The sequence below is a fragment of the Bradyrhizobium sp. Ses1 genome, from assembly GCF_059512365.1.
The window spans coordinates 131,277-154,436 of record NZ_JCAMOQ010000015.1 but is presented as its reverse complement, the minus strand read 5'-3'; the positions used below and the strand labels follow the sequence as shown (position 1 = coordinate 154,436).

Here is a 23,160-nt window from a genome sequence, read left to right as displayed (position 1 = left end):
TTTCGCTCCTCTAATGAACCATCCGCTCGATGCGCTGTCCCGCACCGTCGAAACACAGCGGACGCACCAGTTGCAATTCAACCTCCTGGCCGGCTCGCAGCGGTTGATGCGGATCCGCCAGCGTCACCAGCGTTTCGCCCTTATAGTCCAGGTGAACGTGATTCTGCTCGCCGAGGTGCTCGACGCGATGCACCCGGCCGATCATCCGTCCGCCGTTGCGCGTGGCGATCTGGAGGTGTTCGGTGCGGATGCCGACCGTCTCCGTTTCCGGCGGCATCGCCACATCGGACAGCAGCCGCGCGGGCACGAAATTGATCTGTGGCGTCCCGAGCCGCGAAGCGACGTAGCTGCTGGATGGATTTTCGTAGATCTCCCTCGGCGTGCCGAGCTGAAGCAGCCGGCCGTCCTTGATCACGCCGATCCTTGATGCCATCGTCATGGCTTCGACCTGGTCGTGGGTCACATACAGGATGGTCGCGCCGAGCTCGAGCTGGATCCGCTTCAGCTCGAGCCGAAGTTCGGCGCGAAGCTTTGCATCCAGCGACGACAGCGGCTCGTCCATCAGATAGATCGAGGGATCGCGCACAAGCGCGCGGCCGATGGCGACCCGCTGCATCTCACCTCCCGACAGGCGGGTGGCGCGATTGTTCAGCTTGCTGGCGATATGCAGGAGTTCCGCCGTCTGCTCGACACGCTCGCGGATCAGCGGCTCCGGCACGCGCCGCGCCGGAGAGCGCAGCGGGAACGCCAAATTGTCATAGACCGACAAATGCGGATACAGCGAATATTGCTGGAACACGAATGCGATGTCCCGTGCACCCGGCGGATCATGCGTCACGTCGCGCCCGTCGATCATGACCGAGCCGGCGTCGGGGCTCTCGAGCCCGGTGATCAACCGCAGCGTCGTGGTCTTGCCGGCGCCGCTCGGCCCGAGCAGGACGAGGAATTCGCCGTCGTTCACCGTCAGCGAGAGGTCGCGCACCGCGTCCACCGCGCCGAAGCGCTTGCTGATATTGCGCAAGCTGACGTCAACCATGGCGCATGCCCTCCTCCCTGGCGGTCCTGATTGCAAGGCCGCTGCCGGCATCGAACAGCGAGAGCCGATCGGAGTTGAATTCGAGGCTGACGGTTTCGCCGATCCGCACCGAGGCGCTCGAAGGTAGCCGGGCCGCGACCCGCCCATACGCCGTGTCGATCGTGACGATCTGCGTCGTGCCGAGATATTCCGCGCCGAACACCTCGCCACGAACGGATCCGGCGTCGGCGAAGCGGATATGCTCCGGACGAACCCCGAGCGCCAGCGCCGCGCTTGCGCGGTCCTCGCGGATCTCGGGCACCGCGAGCCTGGTGTCGTGAAAATTGATCGCCCGGTCACCGGATCGCAGCCCGCCCTCGAAGTGCAGGAAGTTCATCGACGGCGAGCCGATGAAGTCCGCGACGAACATGCAGGCGGGTCGGTCATAGACCTCCTGCGGCGTGCCGATCTGTTCCACGCGCCCCTTGTTCATGATCGCGATCTGGTCGGCCATCGACATCGCCTCTAGCTGGTCGTGAGTGACATAGACCGTGGTCGCCTTGATGCGATCGTGCAGGTCGCGCAGCTCGCCGCACATCAGATGACGAAACTCGGCGTCGAGCGCGCCCAGCGGCTCGTCCATCAGGAAGGCCTTCGGGCGCCGCACCATGGCTCGCCCGAGCGCGACGCGCTGGCGGTCGCCGCCCGAGAGCTTTGACGTCTTGCTCGACAGCAGATGCTCGATCCGCAGCATCCGCGCGGTCTCCTGCACCCGCTTGCGAATCTCGTGCCGCGCCATGCCCTGGCACTTTAGCGGGAATCCGATGTTCTGCCCGACATTCATGTGCGGATAGAGCGCAAACAGCTGGAACACGAACGCGATGTCGCGGGCGGCGGCACGGTGGAACGTGACGTCCTCCCCGTCGAGCAGAATCTTGCCCTCGGTCGGCAGCTCGAGGCCGGCAATCATGCGCAACGTGGTGGTCTTGCCGCAGCCGGAGGGGCCGAGCAACGCGAAGAAGGTGCCGTCGTCGATGGTGAATGTCGAGCCTTCCACCGCCGTGAACTGATCGAACGACTTGCGAAGATATTCGATGCGGATCTGAGCCATGGCCTCATTCCGGAAAGTGGCTGACGATGACGAAGCCGACAGTGCCGGCGAGGATCGTCACGAATGAATAGCTGTAGAGATCTATCGAGAAGGGTTGCACCAGCATGAAGATGCCGCCCCCGATCAAGGTCATCGCAACGGCCTCCCAGCGCCCGCGGCCGAAGAAGCGATGCAACGTCCCCTTGGCGCCCTTGGCAACGGCAGAATCGCTCATTTGCGCATCGCTCCGAAGGTGATGCCGCGCAACAGATGCTTGCGCAACAGCACGGTGAACATGACGATCGGGACGACGAACAGCGTGGTCGCGGCGGCAACCGCCGGCCAGTCTTGCCCGCCCTCCCCGATGATGAAGGGAATGAAGGGCGGCATGGTCTGCGCCTCGCCGCTGGTCAGCAGGACTGCGAAGGCGTATTCGTTCCAGGAGAAGATCAGGCAGAAGATCGCGGTTGCCGCAATTCCGGTGACGGCCTGCGGCAACACCACCTTGCGCAGCGCCTGCAGTCGCGTGTAGCCGTCGACGAGGGCCGCCTCCTCATACTCGCGCGGAATCTCGTCGATGAAGCCCTTGAGCAGCCAGACCGCAAGCGAGACGTTCACGGCGGTGTAGAGCAGGATCATGCCGAGCCTGGTGTCGGTCAGATTGAGCTGCCGGTACATCAAATAGATCGGTATCGCAACCGCGACCGGCGGCATCATCCGCGTCGACAGGATGAAGAACAGCAGATCGTCGGCCAGCGGAATGCGGAAGCGCGAAAAAGCGTAGGCCGCGAGCGTGCCGAGGAAGACGGCGAGGAAGGTCGAACCGAAGCCGATGATCAGCGAGTTGACGAAGCGCGGCACGACCTTGGACGGTCCGGCAATCACCATGTCATGCTTGCGGACGAGCTTGTCATACCAGGTCTCCGGCGGCGGCAACTTGGCGATGAAATCCGGTGTCTGGCGGGTGCGGACCGTGAACAGGTTGACATAGCCTTCGAGCGTCGGCTCGAAGATCACCTTGGGCGGATAGGCGATGGCATCGCTTTGCGACTTAAAGGCGGTGGCGACGATCCAGAGCAGCGGCAGGATCGTGATCAACGCATAGAGGATGACGAGAGCACCGGCGAATGCCTTGATGCGCGGCGAGGCCTCGACGATCGAGTGTGCGGTGGATCTGGCGACGGCAGCGGTCATCGTTGCTTCACCTTGTTGAGCGCTTTGACGTAGATGTTGGCGGCACCGAACACGGTCACGAACAGGATAATGGCAAGCGCCGAGGAATAGCCGGTGCGCCACTTCTCGAACGCCGCGCGCTTCAGCGTGATGGACACGAGCTCGGTGGTCGACCCCGGTCCTCCCGACGTCAGGAGATTGACCATGTCGAACATCTTGAAGTTCTCGATCGCGCGAAACAGCACCGCCAGCATCAGGAACGGCACCGTCATCGGCAACGTGATCGACCAGAACTGCCGCCAGGCCGAGGCACGATCGACCTCAGCCGCCTCATAGATATAATCGGGGATCGAGCGTAGCCCGGCGAGACAGATCAACATCACATAGGGCGCCCACATCCAGGTGTCGACGAGCACGATGGTCCATGGCGCCAGCGCGACCTGCCCTGTCATGCTGAACGAGCTCGGCGGCACGCCAGTGAACAAGCTGATCAGATAGTTGAACGGTCCGATCTGCGGCTGCAGCAGCAGCGTCCAGAAATTGCCGACAACTGCCGGGGACAGCATCATCGGCAGCAGGATGATCGTGGTCCAGAAGCTGTGGCCGCGGAATTGGCGGTTGATCAGGAGCGCGAGCCCAAAGCCGACCACCACCTGCAGGGCAACCGAGCAGATCACGAATTGCGCCGTGGTCTGGAGCCGGAACCAGACGTCCTCGTCGTTGAGGATGTCGCTGAAATTGTCGAGCCCAACAAACCGCAGCGGCAGATAGGACATGCTGAGGTTGAGGCTGGTGAAGGAGAGCCGGATCATCCAGACCAGCGGGAAGATGTTGATCGCGAGCAGCAGCGCAATCGTCGGCGCGACGAACAGCCACGCAATGGTCCGGTCGGACAGACCGTGGGCGCGGCGCGCGGCGCGGGATTTGGCGGACTCGCTCACGCCCGCGATCGTAGCATGATCGGGTTGCAGGATCGTCGTCATGTTGTCCATCGGCTGGGCTGTTTCGGCTTCCCCGAGGCTGACCTCGGGGAAGCCAGTTCAATTGGATCGCGGAGTTCAGGCTATCGCGAGGCGACTTCCTTGCCCTGCTCCTTGAACACCTTGGTCCAGTCCTTGACCAGGAGATCGAGCGCCTGCTGCGCCGTACCCTTGTCGGCGACGACGTAGTCGTGCACCCGCTTCTGCATGTCGAGCAGCAGTTGGGCGTAGGACGGCTCGGCCCAGAAGTCCTTGACGATGCCCATCGACTCCAGGAATTGCGGCGCGAACGCCGCGCTCTTCGGGAAGTCCGGCGCATCGACCACCGCCTTGAGCGCCGAGTAGCCGCCGATCTGCCACCATTTCTGCTGCACGGCGGGCTGCGCGAACCACTTGATATAGGCGAGCGCGTCGTCCTTGCGGTCGGAAGTCGCAACCACCGAGATGCCCTGTCCGCCGAGTTGGGTGAAGTGCCCCTTCGGGCCGGCCGGATTGACGAAGAAGCCGATCTTGTCGCCGCCGACATTCGGATCCTTGTAGAGGCCGGGGAAGAAGGCGAACCAGTTCATCTGCATCGCCACCTGGCCCGACTTGAAGGCATCGAGCCCTTCCTGCATGTAGGCGTTCGTCATGCCGGGCGCGGTGCAGCACTTGTAGAGCTCCTTGTAGAATTCGAGCCCCTTGGCGGCATCAGCCGAATTGACGATGCCCTGCATCTGGTACGGCTTCTTCGGATTGTCGTAGCTGAAGCCGTAGTTGTAGAGCACGTTGGTCACGCCCATCGTGATGCCTTCGGAACCGCGCTCGGTGAAGATGTAGGCGCCATAGACCTTCTTGCCGTCGATCTCGCGGCCCTGGAAGAACTCTGCGATCTGCTTCAACTCGTCATAGGTTTTCGGCGGCGCCAGATCGCGGCCGTACTTGGCCTTGAACGCCGACTGGATGTCCGGTCGCGAGAACCAGTCCTTGCGGTAGGTCCAGCCCACGGCATCAGCCATCGCCGGCAGCGCCCAGTAGTTCGCCGAATTCTTCGGCCACTGCGAATAACCCACGACCGTCGCCGGGACGAAATCGTCCATCGAGATGTGCTCTTTGTCGAAGAACTCGTTGAGCTTGACGTACCACTTGTTCTCGGCGGCTCCGCCGATCCACTGGCTATCGCCGATGATCAGGTCGCAGAGTTTGCCGTGGGAATTGAGCTCGTTGAGGAAGCGATCCGCATAGCTCGTCCAGGGGACGAACTCGTATTTCATCTCGATGCCGGATTGCTTGGTGAAATCCTTGCCCAGCTCGACCAGCGCGTTGGCCGGATCCCATGCCGCCCAGCACAGCGTGAGCTGCTTGCCCTGAGCCGCAGCTTCGCCTCCGCCAAATATCCCCAGCAGCGCCGCCCCGAGAACCGTGGTGGCCACTGAGCTTTTCAGCCGATTGAATGTCCGCATATCCGTTTCCTCTCTCGTTGAAGCATCCAACCCGCTCAACGCGCCCCCGCCGGAGCGACGCCGAGACCTTGAAACCGAGTTTGAGGAGCGATGAGTGAAGGACGAGACGGACCGCTGCCGGAGACGGCTCCGGAATGGCTTGGGCTCCTCCTACACATCGGCTCGATGCACGATGTTTAGCTTTTTTGTATTACTAAACGTAGTACTAAATTTTTGAGGCCGTCAAGCCGGTTCTCGCGCTCTTGGCGAAATATTTGCGACGCTCGCACGCACGAGCGGGGATGTTCGCGGTGCAGCAAAATGTCCGACCGTTGTAGCTAGTTTGGCGGCCCACGATTACCGATCTGGTCCGGCGGACACAATACGGCCCATCCCGACAGCAGGAGAGCCGGAAGGTTAGCCATAACCGGCATGTTTAGTAAGCTAATTTACTGAACGTTCGACAAAGCGATTGACAGCGAGCAGCCTCATCGGCCGAAATCTGCCATTGCCGCGGACCGCACCAGTTTCGCGCCAGCAACGACCTCGCCAAAGCGCAACGAACACGATCGAACTCAAGCGCGGGCGCAGAAAAATCAACGAAGCTGACCGATGTTCTGCGGCTCATAACGGTCTGATTGCAGGTTCGCATAAGGCTGGCACGACCCGCGACTTGGTAGAGCCACTTGCATCCTATTTGCACTCCAACCCAGCCGAATTCGCTTCGTCTGGTGCATGCGCCTTTCACCGTCGTTCTTGTCTGCTCCCACGCGCGCCGTTGCGGTGTCCGGCTTCCTCGCGCGCTGATGATTAACCGAGCTGCTTTGACGCATCGCGGAGCACGCTTGATCCCTTCTTCGCGCCTCGCGGCCAATTGACGTTCAGTCGGCGTTCATGGTTCGCAGCACAAACTCGAGTGTCAGCAATTCGGAGAAGAAATGTCTGGAAATTGTATGTGAGTTACTCTGCTCGGTGCGTGCCTCGGGCTAAGCGTTGTCGCACCGACAGGCCGCCCCGCTTGGACCGACGCTGATGTCCGTTGAGGGGCTGTTGCTACTTGCTCAAAGGCGTCCTTGATGTACTGCGGCTCGATTACTTCAAGCGTTGCGAATTCGTGTGATGCCACGGCAAGGCAACCCGCTCAATCGCTTCAATCACCGCAATCAATGCGACGCCGAGCACCGCAAGAATGACAATCGCAGCAAAGACACGCGGCGTGTCGAACGTACCCTGCGCGGTCAGAATGACATAGCCGAGGCCGCGCTGGGACGAGACGAATTCGCCGACAATGGCGCCAACCAGAGCCAGCGACATCGCCACCTTCAGTCCGGCAAACAGATGCGGCAGCGCGCAATAGAGCTTGATGCGCAGCAGCACCTTCAGACGCGACCCACGCAAGGTCTTCGCCAGGTCGATCGTATCCGGCGACACCGATTGCAGACCAAGCGCGGTGTCGATCACCACGGCAAAGACTGCGATCAGAAAGGCAATGGCGATCTTGGGCTCCGCGCCTGTCCCGAACCAGATCAGAAAGAGCGGCGCCAGCGCCACCTTCGGCACGCTATTGAGCGCGACGAAGAGCGGGAACAGCAGACGATCCAGGATCTTCCACTCCACGATCGCAACCGCAAACAAGACGCCGAACACGACGGCGACGGCAAAACCGGCGAGCGTGATGCCCAGGGTATAGGCCGTCTGCACGGCGAACCAGCCCGGAGAGGCTGCAAGTTCCTCGATGATCAGCGACGGGGCCGGCAGCAGAATGGACCGCACGCCAAGCGCGCGCACGCCGATCTCCCACACCAAAAGGAAGATCGCAACCCCCAGTAGCGGCACGGCGGCTCGACGCGCGGCTTTCATCAAACTCCTAGTCATGGATCAGACCCATTTGCTCGAACAGAGCCCGGATACGGCTTGTATAGGCACCGAATTCCGGCGTCTCGCGCATCGCCAGTTTCCGCTCGGCCGGCAGGTCGATGGCGATGTCCGCGACCACGCGCCCCGGCCGTGGCGTAAAGACCACCACGCGGGTCGACAGGAACACCGCCTCGGTGATGCTGTGAGTCACGAAGACGACGGTCATCCGATGCTTGGTCCAGAGCCGATGCAGGTCGACGTTGATCTGATCGCGCGTCAGCGCATCGAGCGCCCCGAACGGCTCGTCCATCAGCAGCAAACGCGGGTCGAGCAGCAGCGAGCGGCAGATCGCGACGCGCTGCCGCATGCCGCCGGACAATGCCCGAGGATAGGCGCGTGCGAATCCGTCGAGCCCCACCATCTGCAGCAATTGCCGTGCACGCTCCTCGTATTTCTTCTTGCCGTAACCGCCGAAATCCGCCGGCAACAGCACGTTCTCCAGAACGTCGAACCAATCCAGCAAGGCATCCCGCTGGAACGCCATGCCGAGACGCTCCGGAGGACCGTCGATGGGTGCGCCATCCAGTTGCAGGCGTCCGCCGGTCGGCGCCTCAAGTCCGGCAAGACAGCGCAAGAACGTGCTCTTGCCGCAGCCGCTCGGCCCCACCAGGCTGATGAATTCGCCCTCTGCGATATCAAGCGAAACGCCTTGCAACGCGGTGACGCCGTCGGCGTCACCGTATCTTTTCACGACATCGGACGCTGCGATCATGGATTCAACGGGATCGCGAGGGTCAGTTCTTGCCGCTGGCCACGTCCGCAACGACGCGCTCGTCGATCAGTTCATTGGTGAAGACTGCATCCGCATCGAGACCCTTCTCGATGAGCCCGCCTTCGGCCAGCACCGCAACCGCCCGCTTCCAGTCCGCCGCAGCCATCGTGCCGAACGGCAGGTTCCGGGTTGCATCGGTGTACGCATAATCCTTCAGCGTATCGATCTGCTGCCTCAAGACGGCCGGATTGAGCTTGGCCTGCGGTCGTGCTGCGACGATCGCCTTCACGGCTTCGTCCTGATTGCCGGCAAAGATATAGGCCCAACATCCCGCGACAACACTCGCAAAACGCTTCAGCGCCTCGCGCTTCGAGGCGATCGACTTCTCGGTCGCCAGCAAGCCGAAGCTCGGGAATTCCAGCCCCTGATCGGCGAAGCGGATGGCGTTCGAGGGACGCTGGCTTGCGACGACGGCCAGAAAGAATGGTCCGGACGAGAATGCCGCGTCGGACCGGCCAGCCATGTAGAGGCCGGCTTTGCCTGCCGCGTCGACGCTGACGAGGTCGACGTCATTGCGAGTCAGCTTTCCGGCGGCGAGAAACTGGTCGATGAACGGCGCCTCGAGCGAACCGGCGGTGAAGGCGATCTTCTTGCCTTTCAAATCGGCGGGGCTGGCGATGCCGCTGTCCTTCGGAACCAACAGACCGATGTCGTTCTGCTTGATGAAGCCGGCAATCGCTTTCACCGGCAACCCCTTGGAGCGCGCGATCACCATCGGAGCCAACGACGCGTAGCCGACATCGTATTCACCATTACCGACGATCTGCACGGTGGCGACGGACCCGGTTCCGTCATCCAGCACGACATCAAGGTTGTACTTCGCGAACAATCCCTTTTGCGCCGCCAGATGAAACGGTGCCTGCGACCCCCAGGGCGTCCAGTCGAGTCGTACCGTCAGGTGGTCGGCCGCCGATGCGCTACAATTAATCAGTACACATGCAATAAACGCCGTAACCGCAGTTAACTCTCGAAATCCCATCATGTGCACACCTCCCATATCTGCCCGGCGGTACCGCATTCCTTCAAAAGACTAACACGGCGCCTTGCCCGCGCAAGATATGATTATGTACTGATTAATTTGCCGATTGCCCAACAATGAGGCTCGGGGGCGCGCGGCGCAGGCAACGACAGTTCAGAACGCGTCAGCCTGCGTGCTCGGTTCGGCAGTGCGGAAGGCGTCAAGCGCCATGCAGCGATCGGTGATCGCCAGCAGGATCGGATACGCGTCAAGCGGACAATTGAAGCGCCGCGCGTTGAAGATCTGAGGGACGAGACATATGTCGGCCATCGTTACGGAATCGCCGTAGCAAAACCGGCCAAACAGGCGCTCGCGCCGCAGATAGTCTTCGAGTCCGGACAGCCCTTCCGCGATCCAGTGCCGATACCAGGCATTGGTGGCCGCCTCGTCCGCCTTGAACTGCGCCTTGAGATGCTTCAGCACGCGCACATTGTTCAGCGGATGAATTTCGCAACCGATGATCTGCGACACCGCCCTGACGTAGATCCGCCCGAGCGGATCCTTCGGCATCAGCGGAGGATCGGGATAGACTTCATCCAGATACTCGATCACGGCCATCGACTGGATGAGGCATCGGCCGCCTTCCACCAGAAGCGGCACCAGCCCTTGCGGATTGATATCGCAATAGGACGGGGTCCGATGCTCCATCTTCGGCAGACTGATATAGCGCGGCTCGTAGTCGAGCCGCTTGTGGGCCAGCGCGATCCGGAGACGGAACGAGGTCGAAGACCGAAAGAATGTGTAGAGTTGCCGCGACACGTCAGATCACTCTGCGGCGGCCTTCTGCAGGATGTCATCCGGCGTGGAGGATACGACCTCGACATATTTCGGGATGAACTTGCCGCCCTCGATATACTTGATGAAGGCCGGCTTGATTTCATTGGCGAGGATCTTGCGGATCCTGGCATGCTCCTCGATATCGCTCCATTCGGCGATCAGGAAGAACCGCTGCCGGTCCTCGGTATCGCGGCACAGCACGCCATCCTTCACCTGCGCCGATGATTTGTGCATCGGATTGCCCTCCGAATAGTCAAATTCCTCGAACAGCTTGATGAACTCTTCCTCATGCCCCGGCATGACGCGGAAGTCGTAGATATGCAGATAATTGCCCTTGGTGGCGAGCGGCTCTTGCGCCATGAAAGTCTCCCGTTCCTGAACATATATGATGGTACACTGACTATGTTGGTTTCGCAACAGGCGCGATATCGCGGCTGTTTTTGTCCCGCAGCAGCGCTCTTCTTTTGTCCGCAATAGCGCTCTTCACGGAGTTGCGAGCCTTAGAAATGATGTTATACTGATTATAAATTCCAGCGCGAGAGACGCCACAAATGGCATGGACGAGAGCGGCTTCGCTGAACGAGGTACCCGAGGGCAAGGCCCTCGGCGTCGAAGTCGGCGGCATTCATATCGCGCTCTACAATCTCGACGGCAAAATCTACGCAACGCATGGCATCTGCACGCACGCGCTCGCGCTGCTGGCCGAAGGCTGGATCGAAGACGGCAAGGTGGAATGTCCGCTGCACCAGGGGCAGTTCGACATCCGCAGCGGAAAGGCCCTTTGCGCGCCGGTGACCGAGGATTTGCAGACCTATGCTGTTCGCGTCGAAGGCGATGACATTCTCATCGATCCCGACCAGCCGGCTACCGAATTCGCCTTCGAGAGCAAGCTCGCTGCCGCTGCGCCCGCGAAAGATACGACGGGTGTCGTGATCGTTGGCGCAGGTCAGGCGGCCGCGGCTGCAATCCGGGCCATGCGCACCGGCGGCTTCGATGGCAGCATCGATCTGGTAGGCGCAGAACCTCATCTTCCCTATGAGCGACCGCCGCTGTCCAAGGAATTCCTGCTGGGTACGGCCGAATTTTCATCCAGCGTTCGTTTGAGCGAGGCAGACGCGGTTCAGCTCGGCGTGCGCCTGCATCTTGGCGTTGCCGCGACGACGATAGATGCCACGCAGCGCCGGATCACTCTCGCGAACGGCGAGGTTCTGGCTTACGATTCGCTCCTGCTTGCCACCGGCGGAACGCCACGACGGCTGAGCATTCCCGGTGCGGATTTCCCGGGCGTTCACTATCTGCGCACGATCGAGGATTCCGCCGCCATCGGCGCAGCCCTTGACCGCGCCCAGCATGTCGCTGTGGTCGGCGGTGGGTTCATCGGTCTAGAACTTGCATCGACCGCAATTTCGCGCGGCGTTGCAGTGACCCTGCTCGAACGCGAACGCGAGATCATGGCGCGGATCATGCCGGCCGCCGTCGGCCGTGCCTTCCGGATCATGGCGGAGCGGCATGGCGTCGATATTCGCCGCAACGCCGGGGTTATCGAAATCACCAGGCGCGGCGAACGCCTCGGCGTCGTGACCAGCGAAGACACGATCGAAGTCGACGCGGTTCTGGTCGGTATCGGCATGCAACCGGTGCTCGGCCTTGCGCTGCAGGCCGGCTGCGCCACCACGCCCGCCGGCATCGAAGTGGACGCGCAAGGACGCACCTCCGTGCCGGGCATCTGGGCGGCCGGCGATTGCGCGTTGTACCATGAGCCGATCGCACGGCGGCGCCTCTCGCTCGAAAGTTGGCAGAACGCCGAGGAGCAAGGCGGCGCGGCCGGCCGCTCGATCGCCGGAAACAGCGCACCAGTGGCGCAAAAGCGCCCCTGGTTCTGGACCGACCAGTTCGGCTGCAATGTGCAGATGCTCGGAATTGTCGGCGCTGAGGATCATGTCGCGCTCGTAGCCGCGAACGAAGCGGCCCCGGGCGCGATCTATCGCATGTTCGACAAAGCGACCGGACGGCTCACCGGCGTCGTCGCGTTCTCGCACCCGCAGGCGATCCGCGCCGCGCGCGCCGAACTCGATTCCGCCCCGCCTTTCGATCCCGATATTCATGGCGCCATCATCTCATCCGATGGACAAGAAGGCGCCGATGCCATGGAGGCCAGCCTCATGAACGCCAACCCGGGACTGTCGCTCACCAAACGCTATATCTGGCCGGCCGATGGCCTCACCCGCATTCCGGACTGGGTCTATACCGATCAGGCGATCTACGAGCGCGAGGTCGAGAAGATCTTCCACGGCCGCACCTGGAATTATGTCGCGCTCGAATCCGAAATCCCCAATTCCGGCGACTTCATCCGCTCGCATGTCGGACCGACACCGGTCGTCGTCTCTCGCGCGGAAGACGGCTCGATCCATGTGTTCGAGAACCGCTGCGCGCATCGCGCCGCCGAGTTCTGCCGAGAGCTTTCCGGCAACGCAAAGGAATTCGTCTGTCCCTATCATCAATGGTCGTACGATCTGAAAGGAAATCTGGCCGGCGTTCCCTTTCGTCGCGGCGTCGGGGGCAAGGGTGGCATGCCTCCAGATTTCAGGAATGCGGATCATGGCTTGCGCCGCCTGAAAGTGACGACGCATCGCGGCGTGGTGTTCGCCTCCTATTGCGACGACATGGAGCCGCTGGCCGAATATTTCACGCCGGAGATCATGCGCGAATTCGAGGCGACCTTCGATGGCCGCAAGCTCAAGGTGCTCGGCTATTACCGCCACTCACTGCCCGGTAATTGGAAGCTCTATCATGAGAATTTGAAAGACCCCTATCACGCCACCCTGCTGCACACTTTCCTGGTCACGTTCGGCCTTCTGGTCGCGGGCAACAAGTCGCTGATGCTCGCCGATCCGAGCGGGCGTCATGGCGTGATGGCTTCGGCAAAGTCCGACGGCAAGGCCGTGTCGAGCGACGCGAAGAAGGAAATGCGCGCTTACAAGGAGGGCATGACGCTTGCCGAGCCGCGCTTCATGGATTTCGTGGACGAGTTCGACAGCCCCTGGTCGGTGACGATGGCGACGATCTGGCCAAACCTGATCGTGCAGCGCGAGATGAACACACTGGGCGTACGCCAGATCGTGCCGACGGGACCGCATGAATTCATCATGAAGTGGACTATGTTCGGTTTTGAGGGCGACAGCGAGGAGATGACACGGCATCGCCTCCGGCAAGGCAATCTGATGGGGCCGGCCGGCTTCCTCGGGCTTGAAGACAACGAGGCGATCAAGTTCGTGCAGGACGGCATGCAGCGCGTGCCGAACGGCGAGCATCTAGTGAAACTCGATCCGGCAGTCGAAGCCGGCACTGCCGACAACCTGATCTCCGAGGCGGCAATCCGCGCCATGTACAAGCACTGGCGCGCCGAGATGGGACTGTGAGTCATGGATATGGCCCTTAAGCGCAACCTCTCATCCGACACGCTCATGGATCCGCGCCTCGAGGCACTCCTGCTGCGGCACGAGATCGAGACCTTCAACGTGCGCTATGCGAACGCGCTCGACGAGCAGCGTCTCGCCGACTGGACCGAGATGTTCGCGGAGGACGCGACCTACGTCGTCCTGTCGCGCGAGAACCATGATCGCAACATGCCGGTTGGGCTGATCTATTGCGAAGGCAAAGGCATGATCCGCGACCGCGCCTTCGCTCTCAGCGAGACCGCGATGTTCGCGCCGCGCTATCTGCGGCACATCATCGGTAATCTCGACGTGCTGGGCGAAGAGCGCGACGGCACGATCAAGGCACGCGCCAACTACGTCGTGCTGCAGGTGCTGTTCGATCGGCCAGACGCTACGTTGCATCAGGTTGGCGTGTATTTCGACGTATTCCGCCGCGAGAACGGCGTGCTCAAATTGGCCAGCAGGCGCTGTGTCTATGACAACCTGCTGGTGCCGAATGCGCTTTGTCTGCCGGTGTGACCGCATATGACCTGCCGCGACGAACCGGCAGACAAGGCGCGCGGCCGGCGAGCGATCTCAGCTTGGTTGAAAGACCGTGCGGCCGAGATGGTTGTTCGCATCAACCAGCCGCAGCAGCGCCGCCATCAGGGCCGCGCGCTCCTTGGGAGGCAAAGGCTCGAGCAGGCGCGCCTGGGCGCGCTGCATCGCCTTGAACATCTCTCGGGTCACTTTCTCCCCGGCCGGCGTCAGGCGCGCGAGCACCGCGCGCCGATCCTTCTCACCCTTGCGGCGGGTCAGCAAGCCGCGCTGCTCCAGACGACGCAGCACGTCGGCGACATTGGTGCGGTCGATGCCAACCTCCCGCCCGAGCGTATGCTGATCGGTGTCGGGATTGAGGCTGAGCGTGGTCAGCAGCGCATATTGCACCGGCGTGATGTCGAAGCCTGCGCATTCCTCGAAGAACAGAGCGTAGTTGATCTGGTGCAGCCGCCGGATCAGAAAGCCGGGGCGCGCCCACAACGGCATGCTGGCATAAAGCGAGGTGTGCTCCGCCTTCTTTCGGGCGGGCTGGCTTTTCGGTTTTCGGGCCGGCTTGGATTTCCCGACTCTTTTGGGCTTTGCCAATTTCAACAATCTCCCTGCGACGGCTTCCGGCTGTTCTCTACCACCCCCAGCGTCCACTCGCATCTCCTTCGTCCCGGTTATTCATGACATGCCGCCTCACCGCGGCCTGGGGCTTAAGCATCGGCCGCAAGGAAAATAAGCAGTACGCTGTCTAATATAGGGAGGCCGCGGTGATCCGCAATCGAATGATACTTTCGCCCTTCGGCTTTAGTTTGCAGATGCGGCGCTCGGGAAACGTCCCTGATCTTATCGAAACCAAGTATTTCGACGGCATTATGCGTCGGCCGTCATGACGCAAACCGGGCATTCCATACCCTCAACCACCACGGTCCTTCAGTTGGTGCAGCTTTTGCATCTTCAAAAATAGGATATATGCTGACTAATATGCTCCACGCATGGCCATAGATGGCGTAACCGACATGGTTCTTGGCGAACGGGATGTAATCCACCGGCGCGATATCCGCGGCCGCCCCGCACTCGCAAGCGACGGCATTTCTCACGCGAAGAAAGGATGGGGACTATGAATCGCCGCAAACTGCTCTTGGGCCTGGCGGGCGGGACCGCCGGCACCGCACTCGCTGCACCGGCCATCGCCCAAACTCAACCGGCGGTCCGCTGGCGTATGGCCACCGGCTGGCCGAAGAGCCTCGATACGATTCACGGCTCGGCCGAAGACCTTTGCCGCCGAGTCGGCCAGCTCACCGAAGGCCGCTTCGAGATCCGCTGCTTCGCCGGCGGCGAAGTCGTTCCGGCGCTGCAGGTGCTCGACGCCGTGCAGAACGGCACCATCGAATGCGGGCATATTCTGTCCGCCAATTACATCGGCAAGAGCCCGACCTACGCGTTCGATGCCGGTTTGCCGTTCGGCCTGAATGCGCGGCAGCAGGCCGCCTGGCTGTACGAGGGCGGCGGCCTGCCGCTTGTTCGCGCCTTCTACAAGAAATCGAACGTCATCCCCTTCCCCGTCGGCAACGTCGGCACGCAGATGGGCGGCTTCTACCGGAAAGAGATCAACACCGTGCAGGATTTGCAGGGCCTGAAGATCCGCATCGGCGGACTCGGCGGCACCATCCTGCGCAAGCTCGGCGCCGTACCGCAGCAGCTGCCGCCGTCCGATATCTATTCGGCCCTGGAGCGCGGCACCATCGACGCGTCGGAATGGATCGGTCCATACGACGACGCCAAGCTCGGCCTGAACAAGGTCGCCAAGTTCTACTACGCCCCCGGATGGTGGGAAGGCAGCGCGGGCATCACCGCGCCGGTCAGCCTGCCCGCCTGGGAAGCCCTCCCCGAGCCGTTCAAGGTCGCGTTCGAGACCGCGTGCAATGAGCAGATGATGTTCATGATCGCAAAGTATGACGCTCGCAATCCGGATGCGTTGCGGCGGATGATCGGGGAAGGCACGCAACTGCGGCTGTTCCCGCGCGCGGTTCTGGACGCGTGCTACAAGGCGAGCTTCGAGACGTTCGAAGAGATTGCCGCCAAGGACGCAGACTTCAAGACCATCTACGACCCCTGGAAGCGCTTTCTCGAAAGCTCCAATCCGTGGTTCCGAGTCGCAGAGCAGAGCCTCGACGCCTACCGCTTCACGCACGACATCCCGACGGCATCGCAATGATGCTGCACGCCCGGTGGCCACTGACGCTGCCGGGCGACGACCTTTGAGGTTCGCGGGAAGTCGGCGCGCTCGCGGCGCCAGTGTGGGAGAGATCGATGCATGCCTTGCTCGCCTTTAGCCGGAAGATCGACACCGCCAGCGCGGTATTCGGCCGCATCGCGGACTGGATGGTCGGTCTGTCATGTGCCATCAGCGCCGCGAATGCCATCATTCGCTACGGCTTCAGCTACAGCTCGAATGCATGGCTGGAAGCGCAGTGGTACATGCTCGCAGGCATCGTCATGCTCGGGGCGAGCCACACGCTGTTTCGCAATGAGCATGTCCGCGTCGACCTGCTCTATGGCAATTTCGGTCCGCGAACCCGGCTATATGTGGACATTTTCGGCATCATCTTCTTCCTGCTTCCGGCGACAATCCTGCTGACATGGATGACATGGCCGTTCTTCGTCACGAGCTGGGTGACCGAGGAAGGCTCGTCCAACGCGGGCGGACTGATGCGCTGGCCGGTGAAGCTGATCCTTCCGGTCGGCTTCCTACTGCTCACCCTTCAGGGCATGTCCGAACTGGTCAAACGCATCGCGCTGTTGCGCGGCGTGGCGCCCGAGGCCGAGGTCATGACCGAATATCACCGTATGGAACAATGACCGCTTCCGCCGCACACATCCGATCCTCGAAAGAACTGTCCCGATGCTGACGGTGGCCCATATGCCGCCGCTAATGTTCGGCGGCCTTGTTCTATTCCTGCTGATCGGCTTTCCGGTCGCCTTCTCGCTTGCGGCCGTTGGCCTGTTTTTTGGTTTGCTGTCGGTCGGATTGGGCTTTTTTTCCGAGGCCTATCTCGGAAACCTGCCACTGCGCATCTTCGGCATCCTGTCCAACGATCTGCTGCTGGCTATTCCCTTCTTCACGCTGATGGGCGCGATCCTCGAACGCAGCGGCCTTGCCGAAGACCTTCTGGAGGGCACCGGCCAGTTGTTCGGCGGCGTGCCTGGGGGGCTCGCTTATGCGGTCATCATCGTCGGCGCCATCCTCGGTGCAATCACCGGAACCGTCGCCGCCTCGGTGATCGCCATGGGTATGATTTCGCTGCCGATCATGATCCGCTACGGCTACGACATGCGCATCGCGACCGGCGTGATCGCAGCCTCCGGAACGATCACGCAAGTCATACCGCCGTCGCTCGTGCTCATCGTACTCGCTGACCAGCTCGGCCGATCCGTTGGCGACATGTATGCCGGCGCGATCGGGCCTTCGATCCTTCAGGTGCTGCTGTTCCTGGCCTTCATCGCCGCTATTTCGATCATTTCGCCGCAGCGCGTCCCGCCCTTGCCCAAAGAGGCGCGCGCGCAGCGTGGATGGGTGCTGGTGCAACGCGTCTTGTGGGGCATGGTGCCGTCGATCGTCCTGATTTTCGTGGTGCTCGGCACTATTTTCATGGGCCTCGCGACGCCGACGGAAGCCGGCGCCATGGGCGCGGTCGGCGCGATCATTCTCGCCGCCTTGAACCGTCGACTAAGCTGGCCGCTGGTCAATCAGGCGATGCAGAACACCATGCGCATCACATCCATGGTGATCTTCATTCTGATTGGATCCACGGTGTTCAGCCTGGTCTTCCAGGGCGTCGACGGCTCGCGCTGGATTGAACACCTGCTGAGCCATGTGCCGGGCGGACAAGTCGGCTTTCTGATTTTCGTCAACATCTTCGTATTCTTCCTCGCCTTCTTCCTCGACTTTTTCGAGATCGCTTTCATCATCATTCCGCTGCTGGTGCCCGTCGCAGACAAGCTCGGCATCGACCTCGTCTGGTTCGGGGTACTGCTCTGCGTCAACATGCAGACGAGCTTCATGCACCCTCCCTTCGGGTTTGCGCTGTTCTACCTGCGCGGCATCGCTCCGAAGGAGGTGCTGTCCCGTGACATTTACCTCGGAGCGCTGCCGTGGGTCGGATTGCAACTCGTACTGGTGGCGATCGTGATCTTCTGGCCTGCGAGCGTCACCTATTGGATCGACAAGCGATCGAACGTCGATCCGGCTGCGATCCGCATCGAGCTGCCGAAAACCGACAGCGGTGACGGCGACATGTCGACAGTAAACTTCAAATAGGAGTGGCTGCGCTCTTCTCCCGCATGGCGGCCGCTTGACAGCATGGGTGATATCGTCAGTATACCTCTCATTTAGGACCACTGACTTCAACGGCACATGCAGATCGATCTCCGCACCGGAAAGCACAGCATCGAGGACGCGATCTCCGACACGATCAAGCGCTGCCAGCAGAGCCAGCCGACACTCAACGCCTTTGTCCGGATCGACCGCGACGGCGCGCTTGCCGCAGCGCGCACCGTCGATGCGAGCGGGGCAGCCGCCGGACCGCTCGCCGGTGTTCCGGTCAGCGTCAAGGACATCCTGAATGTCTGCGGCCTGCCGACGAACTGGGGTTCGCGGCTGATGCAGGACGCCGCTCCCGCCGCGGCGGATACGATCGCGGTCGCGCGGCTGCGCAAGGCCGGAGCAATCATCATCGGCAAGAGCACGACCACCGAATTCGCCCATACCATGATGGGCTCCTCGCCCCTGACCGGACTCACCATCAATCCCTGGAATCCGGCGGCGACGTGCGGCGGATCGAGCTGCGGCGGCGGGGTGTCCGTCGCCGCGGGCCTGGTACGCCTTGCGCTCACCACGGACGCGGGCGCATCGACGCGGCTGCCGGCCGCCTGCACAGGCGTGCTCGGACTGAAACCCACGCTCGGCCGTATCCCGCACGATCTCGTGCCGGAAGGGTTTGCCAACTTCATCCATCTCGGCATGATCACGCGCAGTGTCGCGGATATGGCGCTCGCGCTCGAAACCATGGCCGGCCCGGCGCCGAGCGATCCACATTCGCTCGGCCTGCCGCGGTTCGACGCATCACAGATCAGCACGCAGGCAGAAAACCTCACCGGCAAGCGCATCGGCCTCATCATGCAGGTCGGTAACGCGCGCGTTAGCCGCGGGATGATCGAGACGATTCGGCGTGTTGCGAAGACGTTGGAGGGGTACGGCGCCTCCGTTACGGATATCGAATGGGCGATGGACAATCCGGAACCGACCTGGCGCATCCTTCAGCAGTCGAACTGGGCGGCGCGGCTCGGCAAGATTATCGACGAGGTCGAGAACAAGATCGAGACGAGCTTGACCGAAGGCGTGCGCGTCGGTCTTTCCTATTCCGGACAGGACCTTCAGGGTGCACTCAACAAGCGTACCGCGCTGTTCCGGCATGTGCAAAAGCTGTTTGACGGGTTTGACTTCTTGCTGACGCCGGCAATGAGCCGGGAGCCGCTGGATGCGCTGCACAAGCCGCTCGATCCGATCAGCATCGACGGGGAGGTGGTCGGCGACATGCGACGCGAATGGACGCCGTATCTCAGTCTGTTCGATCTGACCGGGCATCCCGCGATCAGCGTGCCTGCCGGCCTCTCGGACAGCGGTGTTCCGCTGGCGTTCCAGCTCATCGCCCCTTGGTATGAGGAGGCCAGACTGCTCGGAGCCGTCGCATTCCATGAGCAGCACCACCCCTGGCAACTTCTCGACGCGCAGTGATGAGGTAAGGTGTCGGACCGAGCGCAGGGAGCATGACGCAGATGGCACACGACAACGACGGCGAAGGCATCGGCGCCCGGGCGCCCCGGAAAGAAGATGCCCGGCATCTACACGGCCGCGGCCAATTCACCGCCGACATTCGCATCCCGGGGATGCGCGAAGTCGCGTTCCTGCGCAGCCCCGTGGCGCACGCGCTCATCATGCGACAGAGCAAGCCGCAAGGCTCCGAGGATTGTGTCTTCTTTCACAGCGATCTCGCCGGAGTCGCGCCGATCACCACCCGCTCCTCCATTCCCGGCTACAAGGTCTCCGACTATCCCGCGCTGGCAAACGGACGCGTGCGCTTTGTCGGCGAGATCGTGGCGATGTGCGTCGCCGACAACCGGGCGGCGGCGGAAGATCTCTGCGAGCTCGTCGATGTCGATTACGATGCAATCCCTGTGATTGCATCGAGCACCGCCGGCCGCCAACGCGAGGCGACGCTGCTGCATCGCGAATGGGGCGATAATCTCTTCCTCGAAACCAACTTCGATCGCGGCATGGATGGGATCGCCCAAACGGCGCCAATTAGCGTCGAGCTGGAACTGTCGACCGCCCGGCAAGTCATGCATCCGATGGAAGGCAAGGGCCTTGTTGCGTGGTGGGACCATCGCGCTGGGCAGCTTGTCGTGCATACCTCCACGCAGGTGCCGCATCTGATCCGCATCGGCCTGGCCGAATGTCTCGGCATTCCGCAGGCGATCGTGCGCGTGGCGCCGCCCGATGTCGGCGGCGGCTTCGGCTACAAATGCATGCTGATGCCGGAGGAGATCGCGGTGGCCTGGCTGGCGCTGACGCAGAAGCAGCCGTTCCGCTGGATCGAGGACCGCCGCGAGCATCTGACCGCCGGCGCAAATGCGCGCCAGCACGAATACAAATTGAAGGCCTATGCCGACGCGCGCGGACGGCTGCTCGGTCTCGACGCCGAAGTGTCGGTCGATTGCGGCGCCTATTCGGTATGGCCGTTCTCGGCCTGTCTCGAAGCCGCGCAGGCCGGCGGAAACCTTCCGGGCCCCTACGACCTCAAATCCTATCGCTGCAAGACCTATTCGGTCGCAACCAACAAGCCGCCCTTCGCTCCATACCGAGGCGTGGCGCGACCGGGCGTCTGTTTCGCGATCGAACTGACCATCGATGCCATCGCGAAGGCGGTTGGACGCGAGGCGTGGGAAGTGCGCATGGAAAATCTCGTCGCGGCCGCGGCGATGCCCTACACCAACATCACCAACAAGCATTACGACAGCGGCGACTACCCGGCTTCGCTTCTGGAAGTAAAGCGCATGATCGATTTCGACGCGCGGCGCAAGCTGCCTGCACGCGACGACAAAGGCCGTTATCTCGGGATCGGCTTTGCGACCTATACAGAACAATCTGCGCACGGCACCAAGGTGTTTGCCGCCTGGGGGCTCCCGCTGGTGCCGGGCTTCGATCAGGCCCATGTCAAGCTCACGCCCGACGGCGCGCTCGAAGTCAAAGCCGGTATCCACACGATCGGACAAGGGCTCGAGACCACGCTGGCGCAGGTCGCGCATGAAATGACGCGCGTTCCGCTGAAGGATATCCGGGTGACGCTGGGCGACACCGCGACCACGCCCTTCTCCACGGGCGCCTATGCCTCTCGCGGTATCGTGATGACTGGCGGCGCGGTGTCACGCGCGGCGGACATCGTTGCCGGCCGCATCAAAGCCATCGCGGCGCATCTGCTGCAGGTCAAGCCGGACGATATCAGTTTCCGCGAGGGCCGGATTTTCGGCGGCGCCGCGAATGTCTCCTATGCGGACGTTGGCCGCGCCTGGTACATCCGCCCCGACGAATTGCCTGACGATGTCGACCGCGCCGGCCTGGAAGCGACGGCCGCCTACAAGCCCGAGGTCGACAGCGGCGTCTTCTCCTATGCGAGCCACGCCGCCTATGTCGCCGTGGACGCCAGGACCGGTCTCGTGGAAATCCTCGACTACGCCATCGTCGAGGATTGCGGGCGCATGGTGAACCCGATGATCGTCGAAGGGCAAACCTTCGGCGGGGCAGCGCAGGGTGTGGGCACAGCGCTGTTTGAAGAGAGCCCCTATGACGACAATGGCCAGCCGCTGGCCTCGACCTTGATCGATTACCTGTTGCCGGGGCCGACTGAACTGCCGCGTTTCCGCATCCATCATATGGAAACACTGTCGCCCTATTCCGCACATGGCATCAAGGGCGTCGGCGAAGGCGGCGCGATCGCGCCGTCAGCAGCGATCGTCAACGCCATCAACGATGCGCTTTCGCCGCTGAATGCCGTGCTGCGCGACATCCCGGCGACGCCGGAGCGCATACTTGCCGCCATCGCGAAAGGCGGACGCGCCAACACCAGGGATGCGGCATGAAACCGGCAGTTCTGGATTACGCGCGGGCGCGGACGCTCGACGACGCGCTCGAGTGGCTCGCCGCCGGCGATGGACAGGTCAAGGTGTTCGCCGGCGGCCAGTCGCTTGGGCCCATGCTCAATCTGCGCCTCGCGCGCCCGGCCAAACTCATCGATATCAGACACATCCCGCAATTGCGCGCGATCGAGGCGGACAGCCGCATGTTCTCGCTCGGCGCGACCTGGACGCATGCCGAGATCGAAGACGGCATGCTCGAAGACCCGACGCGCGGGCTTCTGCCTTTCGTCGCCCGCGGCATCGCCTATCGCGCGGTGCGCAATCGCGGCACAGTGGGCGGCAGCCTTTCGCACGCCGATCCAGCAGCGGACTGGGTGTCCACGATGGCCGCGATCGGAGCCATCATCGAAATCCGCAGCGCCATAGCCCCAGCGCGATCCGTCGTAGCGCACGACTTCCTGCGCGGCGCATTCACGCCGCAACTTGCGGCGGAGGACATCCTGTGCGCCGTGCAGATCCCGCGATTCTCCCCCGATATGCGTTGGGGCTACTACAAGGTCTGCCGCAAGACCGGCGAGTTTGCCAAGGCGATCGGCGCATGCGTCGTCGACCCGAGGCTGGATATCTGCCGCGTCGTCGCTGGTGCCCTGAATCGCCGCCCGCTGCTGTTGACGCGCACGGCCGCAGCATTACAGCAGGACGGCACGGACAAGGCCACCGCCCTTGTCCGCGACGAGATCGAGGACATGCTCGCTACGCTCGACGTCGCACATCGGCAGCAACTCGCCGTGGCTGTGGAGCGTAGCCTGGCGCAGCTCAACGATCCCTGGAGATCCTGA

General features: G+C 62.3%; 20 protein-coding genes. 8 read left to right on the top strand and 12 right to left on the bottom strand.

The features are described from left to right. Positions 1-10: 10 nt before the first annotated feature. The 11 genes from AC5ZG5_RS19570 to AC5ZG5_RS19520 all read right to left on the bottom strand — a co-directional run bounded on the left by AC5ZG5_RS19570 (position 11) and on the right by AC5ZG5_RS19520 (position 10,523). Positions 11-1,036 (bottom strand): ABC transporter ATP-binding protein, encoded by a 1,026-nt coding sequence (locus AC5ZG5_RS19570; protein ID WP_456643425.1) that lies wholly within the window; start codon positions 1,034-1,036, stop codon positions 11-13. Next, positions 1,029-2,126 carry an ABC transporter ATP-binding protein gene (locus AC5ZG5_RS19565; protein WP_456643426.1) on the bottom strand — a complete coding sequence of 366 codons (1,098 nt, stop codon included), beginning with the start codon at positions 2,124-2,126 and terminating at the stop codon, positions 1,029-1,031. The genes AC5ZG5_RS19570 and AC5ZG5_RS19565 overlap by 8 nt, the downstream gene beginning before the upstream one ends. A gap of 4 nt (positions 2,127-2,130) precedes the next feature. Further along, the gene (locus AC5ZG5_RS19560) at positions 2,131-2,340 is read right to left on the bottom strand and encodes a hypothetical protein (protein ID WP_028163192.1); all 210 of its coding nucleotides are present in this window, start codon (positions 2,338-2,340) and stop codon (positions 2,131-2,133) included. Next, positions 2,337-3,299, bottom strand: a complete 963-nt coding sequence (locus tag AC5ZG5_RS19555) for a carbohydrate ABC transporter permease (RefSeq protein ID WP_130222516.1) — start codon at positions 3,297-3,299, stop codon at positions 2,337-2,339. The genes AC5ZG5_RS19560 and AC5ZG5_RS19555 overlap by 4 nt, the downstream gene beginning before the upstream one ends. After that, complete coding sequence (locus AC5ZG5_RS19550; RefSeq protein ID WP_456643427.1) at positions 3,296-4,270, bottom strand: carbohydrate ABC transporter permease; 975 nt, start codon at positions 4,268-4,270, stop codon at positions 3,296-3,298. Before AC5ZG5_RS19550 ends, AC5ZG5_RS19555 begins: the two co-directional genes overlap by 4 nt. A 71-nt stretch (positions 4,271-4,341) precedes the next feature. Continuing rightward, a complete protein-coding gene (locus AC5ZG5_RS19545) occupies positions 4,342-5,700 on the bottom strand; it encodes an ABC transporter substrate-binding protein (protein WP_035689766.1) in 1,359 nt (452 codons plus the stop codon). A 1,071-nt stretch (positions 5,701-6,771) separates the two neighbouring features. Then, positions 6,772-7,539 carry an ABC transporter permease gene (locus tag AC5ZG5_RS19540; protein ID WP_210164689.1) on the bottom strand — a complete coding sequence of 256 codons (768 nt, stop codon included), beginning with the start codon at positions 7,537-7,539 and terminating at the stop codon, positions 6,772-6,774. 7 nt (positions 7,540-7,546) lie between these two features. Continuing rightward, positions 7,547-8,308 (bottom strand): ABC transporter ATP-binding protein, encoded by a 762-nt coding sequence (locus AC5ZG5_RS19535; protein ID WP_028163186.1) that lies wholly within the window; start codon positions 8,306-8,308, stop codon positions 7,547-7,549. A 22-nt stretch (positions 8,309-8,330) separates the two neighbouring features. Next, positions 8,331-9,350 carry an ABC transporter substrate-binding protein gene (locus AC5ZG5_RS19530; protein WP_456643428.1) on the bottom strand — a complete coding sequence of 340 codons (1,020 nt, stop codon included), beginning with the start codon at positions 9,348-9,350 and terminating at the stop codon, positions 8,331-8,333. 150 nt (positions 9,351-9,500) lie between these two features. Further along, entirely contained in the window at positions 9,501-10,145 is a 645-nt protein-coding gene (gene maiA / locus AC5ZG5_RS19525; RefSeq protein WP_456643429.1) for a maleylacetoacetate isomerase, read from the bottom strand. Positions 10,146-10,151: 6 nt separating this feature from the next. Next, a complete protein-coding gene (locus tag AC5ZG5_RS19520; RefSeq protein WP_456643430.1) occupies positions 10,152-10,523 on the bottom strand; it encodes an antibiotic biosynthesis monooxygenase family protein in 372 nt (123 codons plus the stop codon). 191 nt (positions 10,524-10,714) lie between these two features. Between AC5ZG5_RS19520 and AC5ZG5_RS19515 the strand changes: the two genes are divergently transcribed. Both AC5ZG5_RS19515 and AC5ZG5_RS19510 read left to right on the top strand, forming a co-directional pair. After that, entirely contained in the window at positions 10,715-13,582 is a 2,868-nt protein-coding gene (locus AC5ZG5_RS19515) for an FAD-dependent oxidoreductase (protein WP_456643431.1), read from the top strand. Between the two features lie 3 nt (positions 13,583-13,585). Then, a complete protein-coding gene (locus AC5ZG5_RS19510) occupies positions 13,586-14,119 on the top strand; it encodes an aromatic-ring-hydroxylating dioxygenase subunit beta (protein ID WP_130222500.1) in 534 nt (177 codons plus the stop codon). 57 nt (positions 14,120-14,176) lie between these two features. On the opposite strand, the gene AC5ZG5_RS19505 is transcribed toward AC5ZG5_RS19510, so the two are convergent. Further along, positions 14,177-14,626 carry a MarR family winged helix-turn-helix transcriptional regulator gene (locus AC5ZG5_RS19505; protein WP_035689809.1) on the bottom strand — a complete coding sequence of 150 codons (450 nt, stop codon included), beginning with the start codon at positions 14,624-14,626 and terminating at the stop codon, positions 14,177-14,179. A 619-nt stretch (positions 14,627-15,245) separates the two neighbouring features. Between AC5ZG5_RS19505 and AC5ZG5_RS19500 the strand changes: the two genes are divergently transcribed. From AC5ZG5_RS19500 to AC5ZG5_RS19475, 6 genes are all read left to right on the top strand, one after another. Continuing rightward, complete coding sequence (locus AC5ZG5_RS19500) at positions 15,246-16,343, top strand: TRAP transporter substrate-binding protein (RefSeq protein ID WP_456643433.1); 1,098 nt, start codon at positions 15,246-15,248, stop codon at positions 16,341-16,343. A gap of 95 nt (positions 16,344-16,438) precedes the next feature. Then, positions 16,439-16,987 carry a TRAP transporter small permease subunit gene (locus AC5ZG5_RS19495; RefSeq protein WP_456643434.1) on the top strand — a complete coding sequence of 183 codons (549 nt, stop codon included), beginning with the start codon at positions 16,439-16,441 and terminating at the stop codon, positions 16,985-16,987. 43 nt (positions 16,988-17,030) lie between these two features. After that, positions 17,031-18,446: a TRAP transporter large permease gene (locus AC5ZG5_RS19490; protein WP_456643435.1), complete on the top strand. Its 1,416-nt coding sequence runs from the start codon at positions 17,031-17,033 to the stop codon at positions 18,444-18,446. A gap of 96 nt (positions 18,447-18,542) precedes the next feature. Further along, positions 18,543-19,922 (top strand): amidase, encoded by a 1,380-nt coding sequence (locus AC5ZG5_RS19485; protein WP_456643436.1) that lies wholly within the window; start codon positions 18,543-18,545, stop codon positions 19,920-19,922. A 41-nt stretch (positions 19,923-19,963) separates the two neighbouring features. Next, on the top strand, positions 19,964-22,324 hold the full coding sequence (locus AC5ZG5_RS19480) for a xanthine dehydrogenase family protein molybdopterin-binding subunit (RefSeq protein WP_456643437.1): 2,361 nt from the start codon (positions 19,964-19,966) through the stop codon (positions 22,322-22,324). Next, on the top strand, positions 22,321-23,160 hold the full coding sequence (locus tag AC5ZG5_RS19475; RefSeq protein ID WP_456643438.1) for an FAD binding domain-containing protein: 840 nt from the start codon (positions 22,321-22,323) through the stop codon (positions 23,158-23,160). Before AC5ZG5_RS19480 ends, AC5ZG5_RS19475 begins: the two co-directional genes overlap by 4 nt.